This is a genomic window from Lachnoclostridium sp. An131 (genome assembly GCF_002160825.1).
Taxonomy (GTDB): Bacteria; Bacillota; Clostridia; order Lachnospirales; family Lachnospiraceae; genus Laedolimicola.
In genome coordinates, this window is sequence record NZ_NFLI01000003.1 from 182,748 (window position 1) to 203,053 (window position 20,306).

General features: G+C 53.8%; 20 protein-coding genes and 2 pseudogenes. 18 read left to right on the plus strand and 4 right to left on the minus strand.

Going from position 1 to position 20,306, the window contains the following annotated elements; all coding sequences use genetic code 11:
• Window positions 1-108 precede the first annotated feature (108 nt).
• From B5E77_RS03590 to B5E77_RS03675, 18 genes and pseudogenes are all read left to right on the plus strand, one after another.
• Window positions 109-843, plus strand: coding sequence for a replication initiator protein A (locus tag B5E77_RS03590; RefSeq protein ID WP_070087590.1), 735 nt, complete (start codon window positions 109-111; stop codon window positions 841-843).
• Window positions 840-1,682: an ATP-binding protein gene (locus B5E77_RS03595; RefSeq protein ID WP_070087577.1), complete on the plus strand. Its 843-nt coding sequence runs from the start codon at window positions 840-842 to the stop codon at window positions 1,680-1,682. The genes B5E77_RS03590 and B5E77_RS03595 overlap by 4 nt, the downstream gene beginning before the upstream one ends.
• Window positions 1,683-1,696: 14 nt before the next feature.
• Complete coding sequence (locus B5E77_RS03600; RefSeq protein WP_070087576.1) at window positions 1,697-1,885, plus strand: transposon-encoded TnpW family protein; 189 nt, start codon at window positions 1,697-1,699, stop codon at window positions 1,883-1,885.
• Window positions 1,886-1,996: 111 nt separating this feature from the next.
• Complete coding sequence (locus B5E77_RS03605; protein ID WP_070087575.1) at window positions 1,997-3,616, plus strand: recombinase family protein; 1,620 nt, start codon at window positions 1,997-1,999, stop codon at window positions 3,614-3,616.
• A gap of 89 nt (window positions 3,617-3,705) precedes the next feature.
• Window positions 3,706-3,798: pseudogene (locus B5E77_RS17470) on the plus strand (Maff2 family mobile element protein); the annotation flags it as partial.
• Between the two features lie 19 nt (window positions 3,799-3,817).
• Complete coding sequence (locus B5E77_RS03615) at window positions 3,818-4,687, plus strand: VirB6/TrbL-like conjugal transfer protein, CD1112 family (protein WP_087164014.1); 870 nt, start codon at window positions 3,818-3,820, stop codon at window positions 4,685-4,687.
• Window positions 4,688-4,723: 36 nt separating this feature from the next.
• Entirely contained in the window at window positions 4,724-5,164 is a 441-nt protein-coding gene (locus tag B5E77_RS03620) for a PrgI family protein (protein ID WP_087164015.1), read from the plus strand.
• Window positions 5,076-7,511: a VirB4-like conjugal transfer ATPase, CD1110 family gene (locus tag B5E77_RS03625; RefSeq protein WP_087164016.1), complete on the plus strand. Its 2,436-nt coding sequence runs from the start codon at window positions 5,076-5,078 to the stop codon at window positions 7,509-7,511. Before B5E77_RS03620 ends, B5E77_RS03625 begins: the two co-directional genes overlap by 89 nt.
• A complete protein-coding gene (locus tag B5E77_RS03630) occupies window positions 7,508-8,467 on the plus strand; it encodes a DNA-methyltransferase (RefSeq protein WP_087164017.1) in 960 nt (319 codons plus the stop codon). The genes B5E77_RS03625 and B5E77_RS03630 overlap by 4 nt, the downstream gene beginning before the upstream one ends.
• Before the next feature lie 35 nt (window positions 8,468-8,502).
• On the plus strand, window positions 8,503-10,572 hold the full coding sequence (locus B5E77_RS03635) for a C40 family peptidase (protein WP_087164018.1): 2,070 nt from the start codon (window positions 8,503-8,505) through the stop codon (window positions 10,570-10,572).
• A 32-nt stretch (window positions 10,573-10,604) separates the two neighbouring features.
• Entirely contained in the window at window positions 10,605-10,886 is a 282-nt protein-coding gene (locus B5E77_RS03640) for a DUF4315 family protein (protein ID WP_087164019.1), read from the plus strand.
• Window positions 10,876-11,607, plus strand: a complete 732-nt coding sequence (locus tag B5E77_RS03645; protein WP_087164020.1) for a DUF4366 domain-containing protein — start codon at window positions 10,876-10,878, stop codon at window positions 11,605-11,607. Before B5E77_RS03640 ends, B5E77_RS03645 begins: the two co-directional genes overlap by 11 nt.
• Window positions 11,604-11,789 (plus strand): hypothetical protein, encoded by a 186-nt coding sequence (locus B5E77_RS17210; protein ID WP_087164021.1) that lies wholly within the window; start codon window positions 11,604-11,606, stop codon window positions 11,787-11,789. Before B5E77_RS03645 ends, B5E77_RS17210 begins: the two co-directional genes overlap by 4 nt.
• 15 nt (window positions 11,790-11,804) lie before the next feature.
• Window positions 11,805-13,118 (plus strand): annotated as a pseudogene (locus B5E77_RS03655) (DNA topoisomerase); the annotation flags it as partial.
• A gap of 31 nt (window positions 13,119-13,149) precedes the next feature.
• Window positions 13,150-15,960 carry an antirestriction protein ArdA gene (locus tag B5E77_RS03660; RefSeq protein WP_242963590.1) on the plus strand — a complete coding sequence of 937 codons (2,811 nt, stop codon included), beginning with the start codon at window positions 13,150-13,152 and terminating at the stop codon, window positions 15,958-15,960.
• A gap of 52 nt (window positions 15,961-16,012) precedes the next feature.
• A complete protein-coding gene (locus B5E77_RS03665) occupies window positions 16,013-16,909 on the plus strand; it encodes a hypothetical protein (protein WP_087164069.1) in 897 nt (298 codons plus the stop codon).
• Window positions 16,906-17,118, plus strand: coding sequence for a transposon-transfer assisting family protein (locus tag B5E77_RS03670; RefSeq protein ID WP_442876960.1), 213 nt, complete (start codon window positions 16,906-16,908; stop codon window positions 17,116-17,118). Before B5E77_RS03665 ends, B5E77_RS03670 begins: the two co-directional genes overlap by 4 nt.
• Window positions 17,115-17,480 carry a cysteine-rich VLP domain-containing protein gene (locus B5E77_RS03675; protein ID WP_087164023.1) on the plus strand — a complete coding sequence of 122 codons (366 nt, stop codon included), beginning with the start codon at window positions 17,115-17,117 and terminating at the stop codon, window positions 17,478-17,480. The genes B5E77_RS03670 and B5E77_RS03675 overlap by 4 nt, the downstream gene beginning before the upstream one ends.
• A 176-nt stretch (window positions 17,481-17,656) precedes the next feature.
• On the opposite strand, the gene B5E77_RS03680 is transcribed toward B5E77_RS03675, so the two are convergent.
• From B5E77_RS03680 to B5E77_RS03695, 4 genes are all read right to left on the minus strand, one after another.
• Window positions 17,657-17,908 (minus strand): hypothetical protein, encoded by a 252-nt coding sequence (locus B5E77_RS03680; RefSeq protein ID WP_087164024.1) that lies wholly within the window; start codon window positions 17,906-17,908, stop codon window positions 17,657-17,659.
• A gap of 1 nt (window position 17,909) precedes the next feature.
• The gene (locus B5E77_RS03685; RefSeq protein WP_087164025.1) at window positions 17,910-19,256 is read right to left on the minus strand and encodes a relaxase/mobilization nuclease domain-containing protein; all 1,347 of its coding nucleotides are present in this window, start codon (window positions 19,254-19,256) and stop codon (window positions 17,910-17,912) included.
• A complete protein-coding gene (locus B5E77_RS03690) occupies window positions 19,217-19,546 on the minus strand; it encodes a plasmid mobilization protein (RefSeq protein ID WP_015573964.1) in 330 nt (109 codons plus the stop codon). The genes B5E77_RS03685 and B5E77_RS03690 overlap by 40 nt, the downstream gene beginning before the upstream one ends.
• Before the next feature lie 256 nt (window positions 19,547-19,802).
• On the minus strand, window positions 19,803-20,156 hold the full coding sequence (locus tag B5E77_RS03695; protein WP_087164070.1) for a helix-turn-helix transcriptional regulator: 354 nt from the start codon (window positions 20,154-20,156) through the stop codon (window positions 19,803-19,805).
• Between the last annotated feature and the right edge of the window lie 150 nt (window positions 20,157-20,306).

Sequence of the window (20,306 nt, forward strand, 5' to 3'; positions counted from 1 at the left end):
AAAGGGTACGCGATACATTTATCCTTTTCCCCCGGAAACGCCGTTCTAAGGCGTGACAAAACACCACAATCAACCCGAACACAGGGAGGTGATACTATCGCTGATTATATCATGGCAGACACGCCGCTGCCTATCTATCTGCCCTACCCCCGTTTCCTGCTGAAAATGGAGATTTCCCAGACCGCCAAGCTGCTGTATTCGCTGCTGTTAGACCGTTCCACACTCTCCCAGAAGAACAAGTGGCAGGACGACGAGGGCAGGATATATATTATCTATCCAATCGCGGAGATAGCCGAAATACTGGATAAGGGCAGCACCACCATAAAGGGGGCGCTTAATGAACTGGACATGGCGGGGCTGCTGGAACGGGAACGGGGCGGCTTCTCCGCACCGAACCGGCTTTATGTCAAAGTGCCGCGAGTGCCACAGGTACAGTTTTCCGACCAACTGATGGCCGGAAATCCGACCCTCATAGAGCCGGAAAACCGTCCTACTGATGGTCAGAAAACCGACCTTATGATGGTCGGAAAACCGTCCCCTAACCAAACTACTATAAACAACCTTACAGAGAGCCAAACAAAGGGAGTGAGTGGGGAGCCGCCCGCGCCCTATGGCCGATACCAGAATATTTTTCTGTCGCAGACCGAATACGACGAGTTGCAGGCAGAGTACCCCGACAGGCTGGAACGGTTCATCGAGGAAATGAGCCGCTACCTTGCCGCCAACGGGAAAAGCTACCAGAACTATGCCGCCGCCCTGCGGATATGGGCGGGGAACGACAAAAAGAAAGCCCCGAAAAAGGGCATACCAGACTACTCATGCAAGGAGGGCGAGAGTTTATGAAGAACGAAATCAACGCTGTTTTGGAGAATATGACGACCACCGCCCCGGAGCCGGAGGACTACACCGGCGAGGACGGTTTACTGTACTGCGGCAAGTGCCGCAAGCCGAAAGAAGCCTATTTTGCGCCGGATAAGGCCGCTATCTTTGGCCGTGACCGTCACCCGGCAGAGTGCGACTGCCAGAGAACCGCCCGCGAGGAACGGGAGGCCGCCGAGAAGCGGCGCAGGCACCTTGACACCGTGGAAGAACTGAAACGCCGGGGCTTTACCGACCCCACCATGCGGGACTGGACTTTTGAGAACGACAACGGCAGGAACCCGCAGGCCGGGATTGCCCGCCGGTATGTGGAGCATTGGGCGGATATGCGAGCCGACAATATCGGCTGCCTGTTCTGGGGCGGCGTGGGAACCGGGAAAAGCTATCTTGCGGGCTGTATCGCAAACGCCCTCATGGAGAAAGAAATCCCCGTCCACATGACGAACTTTGCCCTTATCCTCAACGACCTTGCCGCCAGCTTTGAGAACCGCAACGAGTACATTTCCCGCCTTTGCCGCTATCCGCTGCTTATCATTGACGACTTCGGCATGGAGCGCGGGACGGAATACGGGCTGGAACAGGTTTTCAATGTGATTGACAGCCGTTACCGCAGCAGCAAGCCGCTGATCGTCACGACCAACCTCACGCTGGACGACCTGCGGAACCCGGAGGACACCGCCCATTCCCGGATTTATGACCGCCTGCTTTCCATGTGCGTCCCGGTACGCTTTACCGGCGACAACTTCCGGCAGGAAGCCGCGCAGCGGAAAATGGAGAGCATGAAGAAACTGATTACCGACTGAAAGGAGTATTGCCTATGGCAGATAACAAGCAGCCCGACACCCGCACCACCCGCCGCCCCGACTGCGTGACGGAAATCCGCATGGGCAATTCCGTCCTTGTCGTGTCCGGCTATTTCAAGAAAGACACTACCACCACCGCCGCCGACAAAATGGCGCGGGTACTGGAAGCGGAAGCCGCTGCTACACAAAAACCGGCAATTTGACAAATCATAAAGAAGCAGATTTTACACTTTTGCCGCTATACAGCCCGCCCTATTCCGTGGTACAATGAAACCACGGAATAGTGGGGCTGGCTGTCGGAAACGGAGGATTTTATGTTAAGACAAGCCACCCAAAACCTCATTACCGCCCTTTATCCGAGATTGTCCCATGAGGACGAGTTGCAAGGCGAGAGTAATTCCATATCGAACCAGAAAAGGATTTTGGAAACCTACGCCAAGCAGAACGGCTTTACTAATCTGCGCTGGTACACCGACGACGGCTTCTCCGGCGCGAACTTTCAAAGACCCGGTTTTCAAGCCATGCTTGCAGACATTGAAGCCGGGAAAGTCGGAACCGTCATAGTCAAGGACATGAGCCGGTTAGGGCGAAACTACTTGCAGGTAGGGTTTTACACGGAAATGCTGTTCCCTCAAAAGGGAGTGCGTTTTATCGCTGTCAACGACAATGTGGACAGCGCAAACGGCAGCATGGACAACGATTTTACCCCTCTGCGAAATCTGTTCAACGAATGGCTGGTGAGAGATACGAGCAAGAAAATCAAGGCAGTAAAACGAGCAAAAGGCATGAGCGGCAAGCCTGTTACCAGCAAGCCGGTCTATGGCTACCTCATGGACGAGGACGAGAACTATATCGTTGACGAGGAAACCGCGCCGGTTGTCCAGCAGATATACCAGCTTTGCCTTGCCGGGAATGGCCCGACCAAGATTGCCCGTATGCTTACGGAGCAGCAAATCCCCACGCCGGGGACGCTGGAATACCGCAGGACAGGCAGCACACGCCGCTACCACCCCGGCTATGAGTGTAAATGGGCGACAAACACCGTCGTTCATATCCTCGAAAACCGGGAGTACACCGGCTGTCTGGTAAACTTCAAGACGGAAAAGCCCTCTTACAAGGTCAAACACAGTGTAGAGAACCCCGTGGAGAAGCAGGCCATTTTTGAGAACCACCATGAGCCTATCATAGACCGGGAAACATGGGAGCGCGTGCAGGAGTTACGCAAGCAGCGCAAACGCCCGAACCGCTATGATGAAGTGGGGCTGTTCTCCGGTATGCTGTTCTGCGCCGACTGCGGCCATGTGATGTACCAGCAGCGGTATCAGAACAAGAACCGCAAGCAGGACTGTTACATCTGCGGCAGCTACAAGAAGCGCACCCGCGACTGTACGGCGCACTTTATCCGCACCGACCTGTTGACCGCCGGTGTCCTCTCCAATCTCCGGCAAGTGACGGAGTATGCCGCCAAGCATGAGAGCCGCTTTGTGAAGCTGCTTATCCAGCAGAACGAGATCGGCGGCAAGAGAAAGACCGCCGCAACCACCAGGCAGCTTGAACAGGCGCAGGAGCGCATTGCCGAAGTGAGCCGCATTATTAAGCGGCTGTATGAGGACAATGTGAACGGCAAAATCAGTGACGAGCGTTTCATGGAACTGTCAGCAGACTATGAGCAGGAACAGCGGGAACTGAAAGACCGCGCCGCCGCTTTGCAGGCCGAACTGGACAAGTCGCAGGCCGCCACCGTCAACGCGGAAAAGTTTATGGGTATCGTCCGAAAGCACCTTGCCTTTGAGGAATTGACCCCCACCCTCTTGCGGGAAATGATTGAAAAAATCGTCGTGCATGAGTGTAGCTATGACGAGAACGGCACCCGCAGGCAGGACATTGAGATTTATTACAGCTTTGTCGGCAAGATTGACTTGCCCGAAGCCTAACGCCCGACCTATCCGACACAATGGCCAAGTGCCGGATAGGAACGGCAAAATTTTTTACATTTCTATTACTTCTTTATCGCACATCAGTAAAAAGCCAGGGCATGAAACAGCTTATGGCGGGCGGCGGCGTTGCCCTTATCGGTATGCTCCTTGTACCGCAGCTTACCGGGCTTTTCGGATAAGCCGCAGGAGTAGCCGCCTATGCAGAGCATACTTGACGCGATTAACGAATGGATAAAGGGTATCTTAATCGGAGCCATTAACGGTAATCTGTCAACTATGTTCGGGGACGTAAACGAAAAGGTAGGCACTATCGCAAACGAGGTAGGCAAGACCCCGCAGGGGTGGAACGCGAATATCTTCTCCATGATACAAAACCTTTCGGAGAATGTAATCGTCCCCATTGCGGGGCTTGTCATTACCTACGTCCTATGCGTGGAGCTTATCAGCATGGTAACGGAAAAGAACAATCTGCATGACGTTGACACCTTTATGTTTTTCAAGTGGTTCTTCAAAGCGTTCGTTGCCGTCTTTCTGGTAACGCATACCTTTGACATCACTATGGCAGTCTTTGACATGGCGCAGCACATTGTTTCCGGCGCGGCGGGGGTTATCAGCAGCGATACGGCTATCGACGCTGCCGAAGCCCTTGCTTCCATGCAGGAGGGGCTTGAAGAAATGGAAATCCCCGAACTACTCTTGCTCATGCTTGAAACAAGCCTTGTGAGCTTGTGCATGAAAATCATGTCTGTACTGATAACGGTTATCCTCTACGGCAGAATGATTGAAATTTACCTTTACTGTTCGGTATCGCCTATCCCATTCGCAACCATGACCAACCGGGAATGGGGACAGATAGGGAACAATTACCTAAAGGGCTTATTCGCCCTTGGCTTTCAAGGGTTCCTCATTATGATATGCGTCGGCATTTACGCCGTCCTTGTAAACGACATGATTATCGCAGACAACTTACACAGTGCGATATTCTCCCTTGCAGCCTATACGGTTATCCTCTGTTTTTCCCTGTTCAAATCCGGCACACTGGCAAAATCAATCCTCAATGCACACTAAACGCGGGGAGTTTCCCCGCAGAAAGGAGGTTTTTTCTTGGCGTATGTACCCGTACCGAAAGACTTATCCAAAGTCAAAACAAAAGTCGCTTTCAATCTTACGAAACGGCAGCTCATTTGTCTTGCGGGAGCCTTAGGCGTAGGCTTGCCGCTTTTCTTTTTGCTCAAGGACAGCGCAGGGACGAGCCTTGCAGCTATGGCGATGATTGTCGTCATGCTGCCCTGTTTCCTCTTTGCCATGTATGAGAAACACGGGCAGCCCCTTGAAGTGATTGCAAAGAACATCATACAGACCCGGTTTATCCGTCCAAAGGAACGCCCCTACCGGACGGAAAACCTTTACGCCGTCCTGGAACGGCAGAGAAATTTAGAAAAGGAGGTATCAGCGATTGTCAAAAAGACAGGCAGCACAGGCGCGGGCAGCCGCCCCCGCAAAGGGAAAACGAAAGCTGACCCGCGCCGAAAAGAAACAGATTGAAGCCCTGATACGGCAGGCAAAGGGCGACGGGAAAGCCCACACCGCGCAGCAGACCATTCCCTACTTGCAGATGTACCCGGACGGTATCTGCCGGGTAACGGATAAGAAGTATTCCAAAAGTATCGCATTTGAGGACATTAACTATCAGCTTGCGGGCAGCGACGACAAGACCGCCATTTTTGAAAACTGGTGCGATTTCCTCAACTACTTTGACGCTTCCGTATCGGTGCAGCTTTCCTTTATCAATCAGGGGACGCAGCGGGAGGAAGCGGAAAAAGCCATTGACATTCCCATGCAGGACGACGCTTTCAATTCTATCCGCAGCGAGTACGCGGGTATGCTGAAAAATCAGCTCTCCAAAGGGAACAACGGGCTTGTGAAGCACAAGTACATCACGTTTTCCGTGGAAGCCGACAACCCGGCGGCGGCAAAATCGCGCCTTGCCCGCATTGAAACCGACATACTCAATAACTTCAAGGTGCTTGGCGTGACCGCCCGCCCCTTAAACGGGCAGGAACGCTTAAAGGTGCTGCATGGGGTATTCCACCCGGACGGGGAGCCGTTTTCGTTCTCCTATGACTGGCTTGCCCCGGCAGGGCTTACCACAAAGGACTTTATCGCCCCGTCCTCTTTCCGGTTCGGGGAGGGCAGGTATTTCCGCATGGGGCGAAAAATCGGCGCGGTGTCTTTCCTTGAAATCCTTGCGCCGGAACTCAACGACCGTATGCTTGCCGACATTCTGGACTTGGAAACGGGCGTAATCGTCAACTTACATATCCGCAGTATCGACCAGACGGAAGCCATTAAGACCATTAAGCGCAAAATCACAGACCTTGACAAGATGAAGATTGAGGAACAGAAAAAAGCCGTCCGTTCCGGGTACGACATGGATATAATCCCGTCCGACCTTGCCACGTTCGGCAGTGAAGCGAAAAATCTCTTGCAGGATTTACAAAGCAGGAATGAAAGAATGTTCCTGTTGACGTTCCTTGTGGTAAATATGGCAGACACGAAGCGGAAACTGGAAAATGACGTGTTCGCGGCGGCGGGTATCGCACAGAAATACAACTGCGCCCTGACCCGCCTTGACTATCAGCAGGAAGCGGGGCTTATGTCCTCTGTCCCCCTTGGGGAAAACCTTGTCCCCATTCAGCGGGGGCTTACCACTTCCAGTACCGCAATCTTTATCCCCTTTATCACGCAGGAGCTTTTCCAGACCGGGGAAGCCCTCTACTACGGGCTGAACGCGCTTTCCAATAACATGATACTCTGCGACCGGAAGCAGCTTAAAAACCCGAACGGGCTTATCCTTGGCACACCGGGAAGCGGGAAATCCTTTGCAGCAAAGCGGGAAATGACAAATGCGTTCCTCATTACGGACGACGACATTATCATCTGCGACCCCGAAGCCGAGTATTTTTCCCTTGTGCAGCGGCTGAACGGACAGGTGGTGCGGCTCTCCCCGGCGGGGAAAGGCATGGACGGCAAGCCCCAGTATGTGAACCCTATGGATATAAACCTCAATTACAGCGAGGACGACAACCCCCTTGCCTTAAAAAGCGACTTTATCCTTTCCCTCTGCGAGCTTGTCATTGGCGGCAAGGAGGGCTTGCAGCCTGTCGATAAAACCGTCATTGACCGGGCGGTACGGAACGTGTACCGACCATTTTTAGCCGACCCTGACCCAGCGAAAATGCCTGTCCTTGGCGACCTTTACAATGAACTTTTGAAGCAGCCGGAGCCGGAAGCGGCGCGGATTGCGGCGGCGTTGGAGCTGTATGTTTCCGGCTCTCTGAACGTCTTTAACCACCGTACCAACGTGGAGCTTTCCAACCGCCTTGTCTGCTTTGATATTAAGCAGCTTGGGAAGCAGCTCAAAAAGTTAGGTATGCTCATTGTGCAAGACCAGGTATGGAACCGCGTAACGGTCAACCGGGCAGAGAAAAAGGCGACGCGCTACTACATGGACGAATTTCACTTACTTTTGAAAGAGGAACAGACCGCCGCGTACAGCGTGGAGATTTGGAAGCGGTTCCGTAAATGGGGCGGCATACCCACCGCAATCACGCAGAACGTCAAGGATTTGCTTGCTTCCCGCGAAGTGGAGAACATCTTTGAGAACAGCGATTTTGTCCTCATGCTCAATCAGGCGCAGGGCGACCGGGCTATCCTTGCAGGGCAGTTAGGCATTTCCCCGCAGCAGATGAAATATGTGACCCATACCGAAGCGGGCGAGGGGCTTATCTTCTACGGGAACGTGGTGCTGCCCTTTGTAGACCGCTTCCCGAAGGACACGGAACTTTACCGGGTAATGACGACGAAGCCGGAGGAAGTGGGCGAAGCATGAACGGGCTGAAAACAGACACCATTATCAACCGGGACGCGCTGTATGCCCTGCGGGAGCTTCCCTCTGAAAGCGTCCATTGTGCCGTGACAAGCCCGCCCTATTACGCGCTGCGTGATTATGGGCTTGACGCACAAATCGGGCGTGAAGATACGCCGAAACAGTACATTGAAAAGCTGACCGACGTTTTCCGGGAGCTGCGGCGGGTGCTGCGCCCGGACGGGACACTCTGGCTGAATATCGCAGACCCCTACTGCGGCACAGGCAGCAAGGGCGGCTGTACCGACCCGAAATACCCGCAGGGCAGGAACGGGCAAAGCGTGTCCGTCGCAAGGAAAGCGGCGGGCTGCAAGCAAAAGGACTTAATCGGTATCCCGTGGCTCTTAGCCTTTTCCCTGCGCTCTGACGGGTGGTACCTGCGGAGCGATATTATCTGGCAGAAAGAAAACCCCATGCCGGAAAGCTGCAAAGACCGCCCGACCCGCTGCTATGAACATATCTTCCTGCTGACGAAAGAAAAGAAATACTACTATGACGCGGCAGCCATAGCCGAACCCATTTCCCCGAAAACGGCGGCGCGGTACCGCATGGGGCGCAGCGCGAACAGCAAATACGCCGCTGAAATCCCCGGACAGGGAAAAGTGCAGGGGTTAAACAAGGCAAGGAGCGGCGGCTATTATGACGACGCGCTCATGCCGACCACAAGGAACCGCCGGGACGTTTGGACTATCAACACGGTTCCCTATAAGGGCGGGCATTTCGCCGCGTTTCCCCCGAAGTTAGCGGAAACGTGCATACTGGCGGGCTGTCCGAGGGGCGGCGTTGTGATAGACCCGTTCTTTGGGAGCGGAACCACCGGGCTTGCAGCGAAAAGCCTTGACCGCCGCTATATCGGTATTGAGATTAACGCAGAGTATTGCGCCCTGGCAAGGGCGCGGATTGGAGGTGGAAAGACATAGAACAGTATAAGCCCCGCGATAAAATCACGCAGAAAATGACCCGTGACGGGCTGACCGAGCAGAACCAGACCACGGGAGAAAGCGAACGTATCAGCAAGCGCATACAGGAAGCGGATTTCCAGAAAACGCCGGAGCAGCAAGCCGCACAGGACGCGGCGCAGCTTCAAGGGGCGGCTTCCCCGCCCTCTCCCTTGCCCCATACGCCGGGGACTGCACCGAAGCAGGACACGGCAGCCGCCGAGCGCGTCATGGAGCATATCGACGCAGCCCATACCCGAAAGGCAAGCAAAAAGGCGGCAAGGAAAGCACAGGAGGAAGCGGCGGCACAAACAAAATCGTCCCGCTTGCAGTTTACCGAAGAAGAACTTTCCACCCCGGAACTGGAAAAGTACATTGAAAAATCCAACCGGGCAGCCGACCGTCTGGACAAGGCAAAGGCAGCTATCCCGAAGCAGAAAAAACTTGTCAAGGAGCGTACCTTTGACGAAGCCACCGGAAAGGCAAAGACCCGCTTACGCTTTGAGGAACGGGAAAAGCCCATGCCCGGAAGCAAAAGCCATAAAAACCCGCTGTCCCGCCCCGCGCAGGAAGCGGGTATTTTCGTCCACAACAAGGTACATTCCGTAGAAAAGGACAATTCCGGCGTGGAGGGCGCACACAAATCTGAAGAACTGGCGGAAAAAGGCGCGAAATACGGGGCGCGGAAAGTCAAACAGGGCTACCGCAGCCACAAGCTCAAACCCTACCGGAAAGCGGCAAAGGCAGAGAAAGCGGCGGCAAAGGCGAATGTCAACTTCCACTATCACAAGGCACTCCATGACAACCCGCAGCTTACAAGCAATCCATTATCACGCTTCTGGCAGAAACAGCAGATAAAAAAGCAATACGCAAAGGCGGCAAGGGCAGGCGGCGCAAAGGGTATCAAAGCCGCAGCGGAGAACACCCGGAAAGCGGCAGCCAAAGCCGCCGAGAAAACAAGGCAGACCGTAGCGTTTGTGGCAAGGCACCCGGCAGGCGTTTGTATCGCCATAGCCGCGCTGCTCCTGATTATCCTTGTCTTTGCGGGGCTGTCGTCCTGCTCCGCTATGTTTTCCGGGACGATAAACGGCGTTGTGGGGACTTCCTATACATCAGAGGACAGCGACCTTGTGGCGGTGGAAAACAATTATGCCGCTATGGAAAATGAGCTGCAAGCAGAGATAGACAATATCGAGCGCACCTACCCCGGCTATGATGAATACCGCTACGACCTTGACACTATCGGGCATAACCCCCATGAATTAGCGTCCTATCTGACTGCCCTTTTGCAGAGCTACACCCCGGAGAGCGCACAGGCAGAAATCGAGCGCATTTTCGGCTTGCAGTACACCTTGACACTGACCGAGGAAGTGGAAATTCGCTACCGGGAGGAAGAACGCACTAACACATGGACGGACGAGGACAGCAACGAGCATGAGGAAACTTATACGGTTCAAGTGCCGTATGAGTACCATATCTTAGGCGTGGAGCTGACGAACAAGCCCATTTCCTCACTTGCAGAAGAACTCCTGACCCCGGAGCAGCTTGAAATGTTCCGCGTCTACATGGAAACAAGCGGCAATAAGCCGCTGATTTTTGGCGGCGGTTCCCCGGACACTTCCGCGTCGGAGGATTTAAGCGGCGTTCAGTTTGTAAACGGCACACGCCCCGGAAACACCGCCCTTGTAGACCTTGCGAAACAGCAGGTCGGGAACGTGGGCGGCTATCCCTATTGGAGCTGGTATGGCTTTAACAGCCGCGTGGAATGGTGCGCCTGCTTTGTGAGCTGGTGCTACAATCAGGCGGGTGTGAGCGAACCGAAGTTTGCCGCCTGCCAGTCGCAGGGCGTCCCGTGGTTCCAGTCACGGGGACAATGGGGCGCAAGGGGCTATGAGAATATCGCCCCCGGCGACGCTATCTTTTTTGACTGGGATTTAGACGGCAGCGCAGACCATGTAGGCATTGTCATAGGCACAGACGGAAGCCGCGTCTACACCGTGGAGGGCAATTCCGGCGACGCCTGCAAGATAAAGAGCTACGACCTTAGCTATCAGTGTATCAAAGGGTACGGGCTGATGAACTGGTAAACCGACCCAAAAAATGAAAGGAGAAATTTTATATGGCTATGAACAAGATTGAACGTATCGACCGGGAAATCCAGAAAACCCGTGAGAAAATCACAGAGTACCAGAACAAGTTAAAAGGCTTGGAAGCACAGAAAACCGAAGCGGAAAACCTGCAAATCGTACAGCTTGTGCGGGCTATGAAGCTGACCCCGCAGGAGCTTAACGCCATGCTTTCGGGCGGCGGTATTCCGGGCATGGAACCCGCGCCGGACTATGGCACAGGGGAAGCCGCTGACTATGACGAGGGACAGGAGGATTTCGCACATGAAGAATAAAATCACACGGACACTGACCGCCTTTTGCGCCGCCCTGCTCCTTATGGGCGGCTTTTCTGTTCCCGCTTTTGCACAGACCCCGGAGGACACGCCCGACGCGACCGACGACAGCGGCGTTGTCATGGAGGAACCACAGGAAGCCGAACCCCTCACGCCGGAGGGGAACGCCACCCTTGTAGACGATTTCGGCGGGAACAAGCAGCTTATCACAGTGACGACCAAAGCCGGGAATTACTTCTATATCCTCATTGACCGGGACGACGAGGGGGAAAACACCGTCCATTTCCTCAATCAAGTAGACGACGCAGACCTTTCCGCACTTTTGGAGGACGGGGAAACGGAGGAAACGCCCGCCGTCTGCACCTGTACGGAGAAATGCGAAGCCGGAGCTGTCAATATAAACTGCCCCGTATGCTCTACCGACCGTACCCAGTGTGCGGGCGTGGAAGCTGAACCGGAGCCGGAGGAACCGGAAGAACCGCAGGAGGAAGAAAGCGGCGGCAACATGGGCTTGCCGCTTATCGTCCTTGTGCTTGCCGGGGCAGGCGGCGCGGCGTTCTATTATTTCAAAGTGTTGAAACCGAAGAAGGACGCGGCAAAGGGAAGCGACGACCTGAGCGATTATGACTTTGACGACTACGACGAGGACGAGGAAGAACAGCCGGAGGAACCAGACGACGGGGAGGAAGCCGACGAGGGACAGGAGGATAAAGAAGTATGACCCTGTTCACGGATAGCCCCTATGAAAAAATGATGATACAGAAACCGGAGGACGGGAAGCGGGACAAATCCCCGCCCGCTTCCTTTTCCCCGCGCTGCGCGGGCTGCCCCTATCGGGGGCAGTCCCCTTGTATTGGGTATTGTATCAGAAAGTTAGAAAAAGACAGACAGCCGGAACGCTGAAAGGAGGATTTTTTATTGACTTCACATATCTTAGTAATCGCTGAAAAGCCCAGTGTGGCGCAGTCTATCGCCGCCGTCCTTGGCGCAGGGGAGAAAAAGGACGGATTTATCGAGGGGAACGGCTACCTTGTTTCCTGGTGTGTCGGACACCTTATCGGGCTTGCGGAAGCTGCCGCTTATGGGGAACAGTACAGGAAATGGAGCTATGACAGCTTACCCATTCTGCCGCAGGAATGGAAATACACCGTCGCCGCTGACAAGAAAGCGCAGTTTGACACCCTCAAAGACCTTATGCACCGGGAGGACGTTTCCGAAGTCGTCAACGCCTGCGACGCAGGGCGCGAGGGGGAATTGATTTTCCGTTTCGTCTATGAAGTTGCCGGGTGTAAAAAGCCCATGCGCCGCCTTTGGATTTCCTCAATGGAGGACGAAGCTATCCGGGACGGCTTCACCCACTTGAAATACGGACAGGACTACGACCCCCTCTTTGCTTCTGCCCTTTGCAGGGCAAAAGCTGACTGGATTATCGGTATCAACGCCACCCGCCTTTTCTCCTGCCTTTATAACCATACCCTGAACGTGGGGCGCGTCCAGACCCCTACTTTAAAAATGCTTGTTGACCGGGACGCTGCCATTACCACGTTCAAGAAAGAAAAATACTACCATGTACGGCTCATGCTTCCCGGTGCGGAAGCCATAAGCGAACGGCTCCCCGCCGCTGATAAAGCGCGGGAACTGAAAAAGGCTTGCGAAGCAGCGCAGGCAGTTTGTGCTTCCCTTTCCAGAGAACAGAAAACCGCAGCCCCGCCGAAGCTCTTTGACCTCACTTCTTTACAACGGGAAGCGAACCGGATTTTCGGCTATACCGCAAAGCAGACCCTTGACCTTGCACAAGCCCTTTATGAAAAGCGGCTCCTTACTTATCCGAGGACGGACAGCAGCTACCTGACCGACGATATGGGAGACACGGCGGCGGGTATCCTCACAATGCTATGCGAAAAACTCCCCTTTATGGAGGGCGTCGCCCTCACGCCGGAAGTTTCCCGGCTCTTAAACAGCAAAAAAGTGTCCGACCACCACGCAATCATTCCCACTATGGAGCTTGCGAAAACCGACCTTTCCGGGTTGCCGGAAACGGAACGGAATATCCTTACCCTTGCCGGGGCAAGGCTTCTCATGGCTGCCGCCGAACCGCACACCTTTGAAGCGGTCACGGCGGTTTTTGAATGTGCGGGGCAGACCTTTACCGCAAAGGCAAGGACGGTACTTTCCGACGGGTGGAAAGGCTTGGAACGCCGCTACCGGGCGACCCTCAAAACAAAACCAGACGGCTTCTATCCGTTACCACTATGAACACCGCATGAACGGGATTACCGGGTTTATCACAGAGTACAGCGACCGCCTATCCCCGGAGGAAATCGAGAAAGGGCGGGCAGCCGCCCGCGCCGCAGGGCTTCCCTTTTCCGAAAAACCGTTCCGGGACGGGGAAGATTTTGACCCTTATGTATATGACGGCAGCATGAGCATGGAGGACTACGAGCTTATGCAGCGCATGATTGAGAAAGAAAGGAGTGAACGAATGGACGAACCGATTTTAAGCGGGTACCTCTCCAACCTTGGCGCATACGCCGGGGGCAGACCCGCCGGGGAATGGGTAACATTCCCCACCACCGCCGGACACATGAAAGAAGTCTTTGACCGTATCGGTATTGACGTTCAAAACCGGGAAGCATGGCACTTTACCGAATTTCAGTCCCCTGTCCCTCATCTGGCAGAGAAGTTAGGGGAACACGAACACCCGGACGAGCTGAACTATTTAGGAAAGCTCTTAGAAATGCAGTTTGACGGCGACCGGGAAAAATTCGCGGCGGCTATCGCCCTTGGCGACCACGCTTCCAGTGTGGAGGAACTTATCAACCTTGCACAGAACCTTGACTGTTACTGGATTTACCCGTCCGTCCACAATGAGGAAGAATACGGGCATTACCTTGTTGATGAACTGGAAGAACCGGAGTTGCCGGAGGAAGCCAAAAAATATTTCATGTATGAGGAATACGGGCGGGACGCGGCTATCAATGACGGGGGACTGTTTACCGAACAGGGCTATATCTACAACAACCAGAACACATTTACAAGGTGGTATGACGGACGGGACGTGCCGGAGGAATACCGGGTAACGCCTGCCCCGCCGGAGCCGGGACGCCCAGACCCGGAAAAAGTGGAAATGGACGCTGCCCCCGCAGGGCAGAACGCAGCGCAGACAAAGGAGCAGGCGCAGGAGCCGCGCCCGGTTATCCCCATTGTCCTTACGTCCGAAAAGCCCGCCGACAAGCTCAAAGAGATTACCGACCGTCTGGAACAGGGGATAACGGAACTGTTTGAAAGCGAGCGTTACAAGGAATATCTGCGCGTCATGTCGAAATTCCACAATTACAGCTTTAACAATACGCTGCTTATCGCCATGCAGAAGCCCGACGCTTCCCTTGTGGCAGGCTTTTCCTCTTGGAAAAATAACTTTGGGCGGAACGTGATGAAAGGCGAAAAGGGAATAAAAATCATAGCCCCGTCGCCGTTTACGGTTAAGCAGGAAGTAGAGAAAACCGACCCGCAGACCGGGAAGCCTGTTATCGGGAAGGACGGGAAGCCCGTTACCGAGGAAAAGGAAATCAAGGTACCCGCCTACAAGGTGGTGTCCGTCTTTGATGTGTCCCAGACCGAGGGGCGGGAGCTGCCGGATATAGCCGTGGACGAGCTGACCGGGGACGTTGACCGCTTCAAGGATTTTTTCGCCGCACTGGAACAGGCTTCTCCCGTCCCTATCGGCTTTGAGAAAATCGAGGGCGGCGCACACGGCTACTACCATTTAGAGGAAAAGCGGATTGCCATTGACGAGGGCATGAGCGACTTACAGACCCTTAAAACCGCTATCCATGAAATCGCCCATGCGAAGCTCCACGACATAGACTTAAACGCCCCGAAAGAGGAACAGAAGCCCCGCGTTGACCGCCGCACCCGTGAGGTGGAAGCGGAAAGCGTCGCCTATACCGTCTGCCAACACTACGGGCTTGATACGTCGGACTATTCGTTCGGGTATGTTGCCGGGTGGAGCAGCGGGAAAGAGCTTGCGGAGCTTAGGGGCTCCCTTGAAACAATCCGCAGTACCGCCGCAGAAATGATAAACGCCATTGACGGGCATTTTGCGGAGCTTCAAAAGGCACAGGAAAAAGAAAAGGCACAGCCGCAGCATGAGGGCAACACCCCGGAGCAGAAGTCCGAAACACAGGCAAAAGACGCGCCGAGGGAAAAGGCGGCTATGCCGGAATACATTTACAAGATAGAAGCCAACCCACGCAGCGACAGCCGGGAAAACCTCTCTTTCCTGCAAGCCTATCTACCGCAGGGGGACGGAACAGCGGCGATTGGCGACGTACTGTATATCGGAACGCCGGAGAAATGCCGGGAACTTTTAGGGCAGCTCAATGCCGGGGAGCTGACCCAGGGCGAAGTCAAGGAGTTGTACGCAAAGGCGCAGGAGCAGCCGGAAACCGGGCGGGACGACACCTTTTCCATTTACCAGTTAAAGGACGGGGACGAAACACGGGACTACCGTTTTGAGCCTTACGACCGCCTGCAGGCGGCAGGGCTTGCCGTTGACCGGGCGAACTATGAGCTTGTCTATACCGCGCCCCTTATGCCGGGAACGTCCCTTGACGACATTTTTACCCGGTTCAATATCGACCACCCGAAAGATTTTAAGGGACACAGCCTTTCCGTTTCTGATGTGGTGGTGCTTCATCAGGACGGGCAGGACACCGCCCACTATGTAGACCGTGGGGATTTTAAGCAGATACCGGAGTTTTTGCAGGAGAAACAGCCGCAGCGGGAAAATCCCTTAAAAGCCGCCGAGCAGACCACCGAGCAAAACTATAACATGATTGACGGACGGATAAACAACACCCCGACCGTGGACGAACTGGAAGCAAAGGTCAAGGCGGGGGAAACCATTTCCCTTGTTGACCTGGCGAACGCGGTCAAAGCGGATAAGGAGCGCGGCAAGGCGGCGAAGCCGGAAAAGAAGCCCTCTATCCGGGCGCAGCTCAAAGCCGATAAGGAACGGGCGGCGCAGAAGAAACCCGCAAAGCAGAAATCACAGGGCTTGGAAAGGAGCTGAACCATTGAATAAGTTTGAGAACGTGGACGTTATCGCGTCCCTTGACGCTATCATGCGGCAGAACACCGCATTTTATCAAGATGATTTTGACATAGACAAACGGATTTTACAGGAAGCGGCTGCAAGACCCGGCGCGGAGGACAGGAAAATCCTCTGGTTTTCCCGCCCGTCCGGGACTTGTTGCGTCCGGGAGCGCGACGTGTTCCTAAAGGACACAAGGCAGCACAACACATGGCGGTTTTACGGGGAGCAGACCCGCGATACCGTCCTTGCCTATCTGGTGGAGCTGACCGGGAAAGAGAACGGGAAGCTCAAAGGCAACCTCTATGAGCTTGACTATGAGCAGCACTTCCGGCGCGTGATAGAAAAGTCCGTCCCTGCTGATAATTACACGCTTGTTTATGAGCATGGGGAGCGCAACATACCCGCCGGACAGTATTTTGACGGCAACCCTGACCCGCAGCTTGGGAAGTTTGAACGCTTTGAAGCGCAGCCGAACGACCCGGAAGCCCTGCGGGGCGTACTCATGGAGGAACAGCGCAGCCGGGAAAAGCTGCGTCCGGGGGATTTCAAAGCCCATGTAGCCATGCTGCACGATAACCGGATAGAACGGGAAGCCTGCCGCGTGGTGGAGAAAATGAAGTCCTTGCAGGAGCCGAACAGCCCGGACAAGACCCGTTTCATGGTGGAGCTGTCCCCGTATTTTGTCCGGCTTGCCACAGATAAGGACGCCGACCGCCTGTTTTCCATGCTGCCCTATAAGACCCTTGCCTTTTCCAAAAGCAAAGACCGTTTCGGAACCTATGCGCTGATTGACAAAGGCGAGGACAGGAGCAAAGGAATACGCAAGATACGCCCCTCTGTCCGGGCGCAGCTTGCCGCAGGCAAAGAGAAAACCGCCCCGAAAAAGGCGGCGGCAAAGACCAGACAGAAAGAAATGGAGGTATGAGCATGACACAGTTTACCGTGGAAGAAACGAACCTTTTGAGCATTTACCATGAGGGGAGCCGGGAGCAGCTTCGGGAGAACATGAACGCTGCGCTTCCCTACATGGACGCGGATATGCGGGAGCTTGCAAAGCGCACCCTTTCCAAAGTGGACGCGCTGACGGAAACGGAATATGCGGAGCTTGCCGTCTACGCCGCTGATGAAGCATGAGCGCGGGCAAGCGGCTCACGCCGCCGCAAAGCCGGAAAGTCAATGCCCTTGTAAAGCGGGAGTGCTGTAACTGCGATAACGGACACTGTATCTTACTGGACGACGGGGAGGAATGTATCTGCCCGCAGCTCATTTCCTATTCCCTGCTCTGCAAGTGGTTCCGTATTGCCGTACTTCCCGGCGACAGGCTGCTCTATGCGGAGCTTTATAAGACCGAGGACAGGAAAAAGTGTACCGTGTGCGGCGCGTTCTTTGCTTCAAGGTCAAATCATGTCAAATACTGCCCGGACTGCCGGAAGCGTATCACGAACCGGCAGGCAGCGGAGCGCATGAGGAAACGCCGCGCCCTTGTTACGCAATAGGGGCGAAAACAGCCTTGATTTATGCGGCTTTCCGGGCAGGAAAACAGCGCAGCCGATACAGATTACCTTTTCCCTCAAAAATAGGGTTCTACTGCGTAACAAAACCATAGCAGCACCCACACAGACACGGGGCGCGGTTAGCCTTTTTTGGCTTTCCGCGCCCCGTTCTTTTTTGCCTATACGATTTCTATATCTGCTATTCTGGCTGCTATTACAGCGTAAAGCCTGCCGTTGTCTACTTCTATGATAATCATATCATTTTTTTTGGGAATATCCCCATATTCCACACATAAAACGCGACCTGCGAGAGTTTCCCCGTTGTCGAACGTAATCCTGACTTTACAACCCGTGTCAAGATACATTTCCATGCCGCACATTTCATTTTCCATTGTTATTTTGTAAGACGTTCTAATCTCTGTTATTTTCATACTATTCCCGTTCCTTTCCTTTTTCCCGTTCCGGCTCCTTTGGCTGCCGCAAAATACTGTCTATGTTCTGCTTGATAACGTCGTATTCCCTGACCTGTTTTTTCAGCTTGCCGTAGTCGGCGCGGAGGGCTTCTTTCTGTTCTTGCAGCTTTTCATATTCCGCTTGCAGGGCGGCAAGGTTCGGCAGCTTGGAAATGCCCGCCGCCTTTAGTGCCTTTGCCGCCGCTTCATGGAGAATGACAGTCCCCTCATGGGCTGCCCGGTATCGCTCTTTGTTCCTTGCTTTCCGGTAGGTATCATAGGCGGGCTTTGTCTTTTGGAACGTGGAAACATTCTTGATAAGTACAGCCATATCCGCAAGCCGTTTTTCTACTTCCTTTAGTGCGTCGCCTGCCTTGTCGCTTTCTGTCTGGATTTCCGTTATCTTTGCAGTCAAATCCTCATACCGGCTTATCTGGTGTTCCGTAAGGAAATTGAGCGTCTTTGCCGCCTGCTTCAGATTATGGATTTTCGCCCACTGTTCATAGCCCCGGCTCTGCGCCGCTTTGATACTGTTCTCAATGTCAATGAGTAAGGAAACGCCGCGCTCTGCCTTTGGAGCTTTGGCGGTTCTGGTACGTCTGCCCTCTATCCGTTCCCTTATGGCTTCCTCTGTATAATCTGCGCCGAGGGTTTTCAAGCGTGTAAACCGTTCCTGTCCCGGAGCGCGGCAGGAAACGTATTTCCCCGGCTTTATTTCATAGCCTGCCGCTTGGAGCCGGGAAAGCAATTCTTCAAAACTGGATACCTGGGGGATAAGCCCGTCCACGGCGATTTTCAACTTGCCTTTCCAACTGGTTCCGGTTTTCTCTGCAAGATATTCCGCATAGCTTTTTCCCTTGCTGCCCTTGCCGGGGACGACCACGGAAAGCCCGTTTTCCCTGCACAGCCTGTCGCTCATGTTCCGTATGCCGTAATAGCTGCGCTTATTGGAATTGTACTTGTGGTGGTCTACAAAATTGACCGCGCAGAAAATAATATGGTTATGAACGTGTCCCTTGTCTATGTGGGTAGTAAGGACGTATTCATATTGCCCCTTTGTTACCGCGTCGGCAAGCTGCTTCCCGATTTCATGGGCTTTCTGATAGTCCACTTCCCCCGGCTCAAAGGACTGTATCAAGTGGTGGGCGAGATTGTTCCCCCGGTCTAACGCCTGCGCTATGGTAAATGCAAATTCAATGTCTGCCGTTTCCGGCGAACAGCCAAAGGAGGACACAAGCATTTTCCCGTCCGTCTTGTCCGGGTTCTGGATATAGTCAAGGGCTTTCTTCAACGTGCTTTTAACAGGCTTAATCTTTGTAACCGCCATATCTCCGCAAGCACCCCCTTTATTTCCTCTATGTCCTCTTGGTAGACGCTGCCCGTGGCGTTGACGCGCCGCGCTATCTGGTTGATGTTGACACCGATTTTCTGTATCTCCGCTGTCATGGCTTTTATGTCGGCGTGGTCTATCTGAATGATATAGCCGTCGATTGCCATTTTCCGAAGATAGGCTTCCATGTTCCGGGTAGGGACGAGCTTCATTTTCTGCTCAATCAACGCCCGTTCTTCCTCTGTTACCCTGAATTTGATTTGCACTGTCCGTTTCCTGCCGTCCATGCGTTCACGCTCCTTTCCGTTTTTTAGAGGGTTTGGGACACTTCCCAACAAGCAATTTTAGTCCGACACGCCGCAGCGCAGGAGGGCGAAAATACGGAAAGGGTACCCCTTTCCTATGCTTGCTAAGAAACTTTCTCCCTTTATCCCTACTACGGAAGAAACCTTGATTTTGCCAAACTTACGCAAAAGAAAAACGCTGCAATCTGCAAAGATTACAACGCTTCCTAAAATCCATATTCAATTTTGTGGGACGTTCTCATTCGCCCTCTTTTTCGACTTCCGCTATCTCTTTTGCGGTGGCTGTCACAATCCGAAGCCCCGTATCGCTTATCCCGTCGAGCAGCGCGTCAAGCTGCCGCCGCTGTGTGTTCTTTTCGGCGGGTTTGTCTGAAAGGAACTGGTCTACGGATATATTGTAACGGAGCATAAGCTCAAAGAAAATCTGCAAACTGGGGTGCTGCCCGTTGTTCTCTATATTCGCAAGGTAGCGGGGAGAGATAAACATTTCGTCGCATACTTTCTTGCGGCTCTCTTTCCTGTCCGTTCGCGCTTCCTTTATCGCTGCTCCAAAAGCCTTGAAGTCGTATTTTGGTACTGGTCTTTTTGCCATATTCATTCACCCAGTTACATTTTACTGTTCCCCTTTTCTGTTGGATATGTCTACACTGTTCTATCAGTTAGCCAACTTAGAGTATAATTATCATTGGCAAAAATAAAGGGAAGAGATCGAAACCTCTTCCCAATCATACAGATTTGTCTT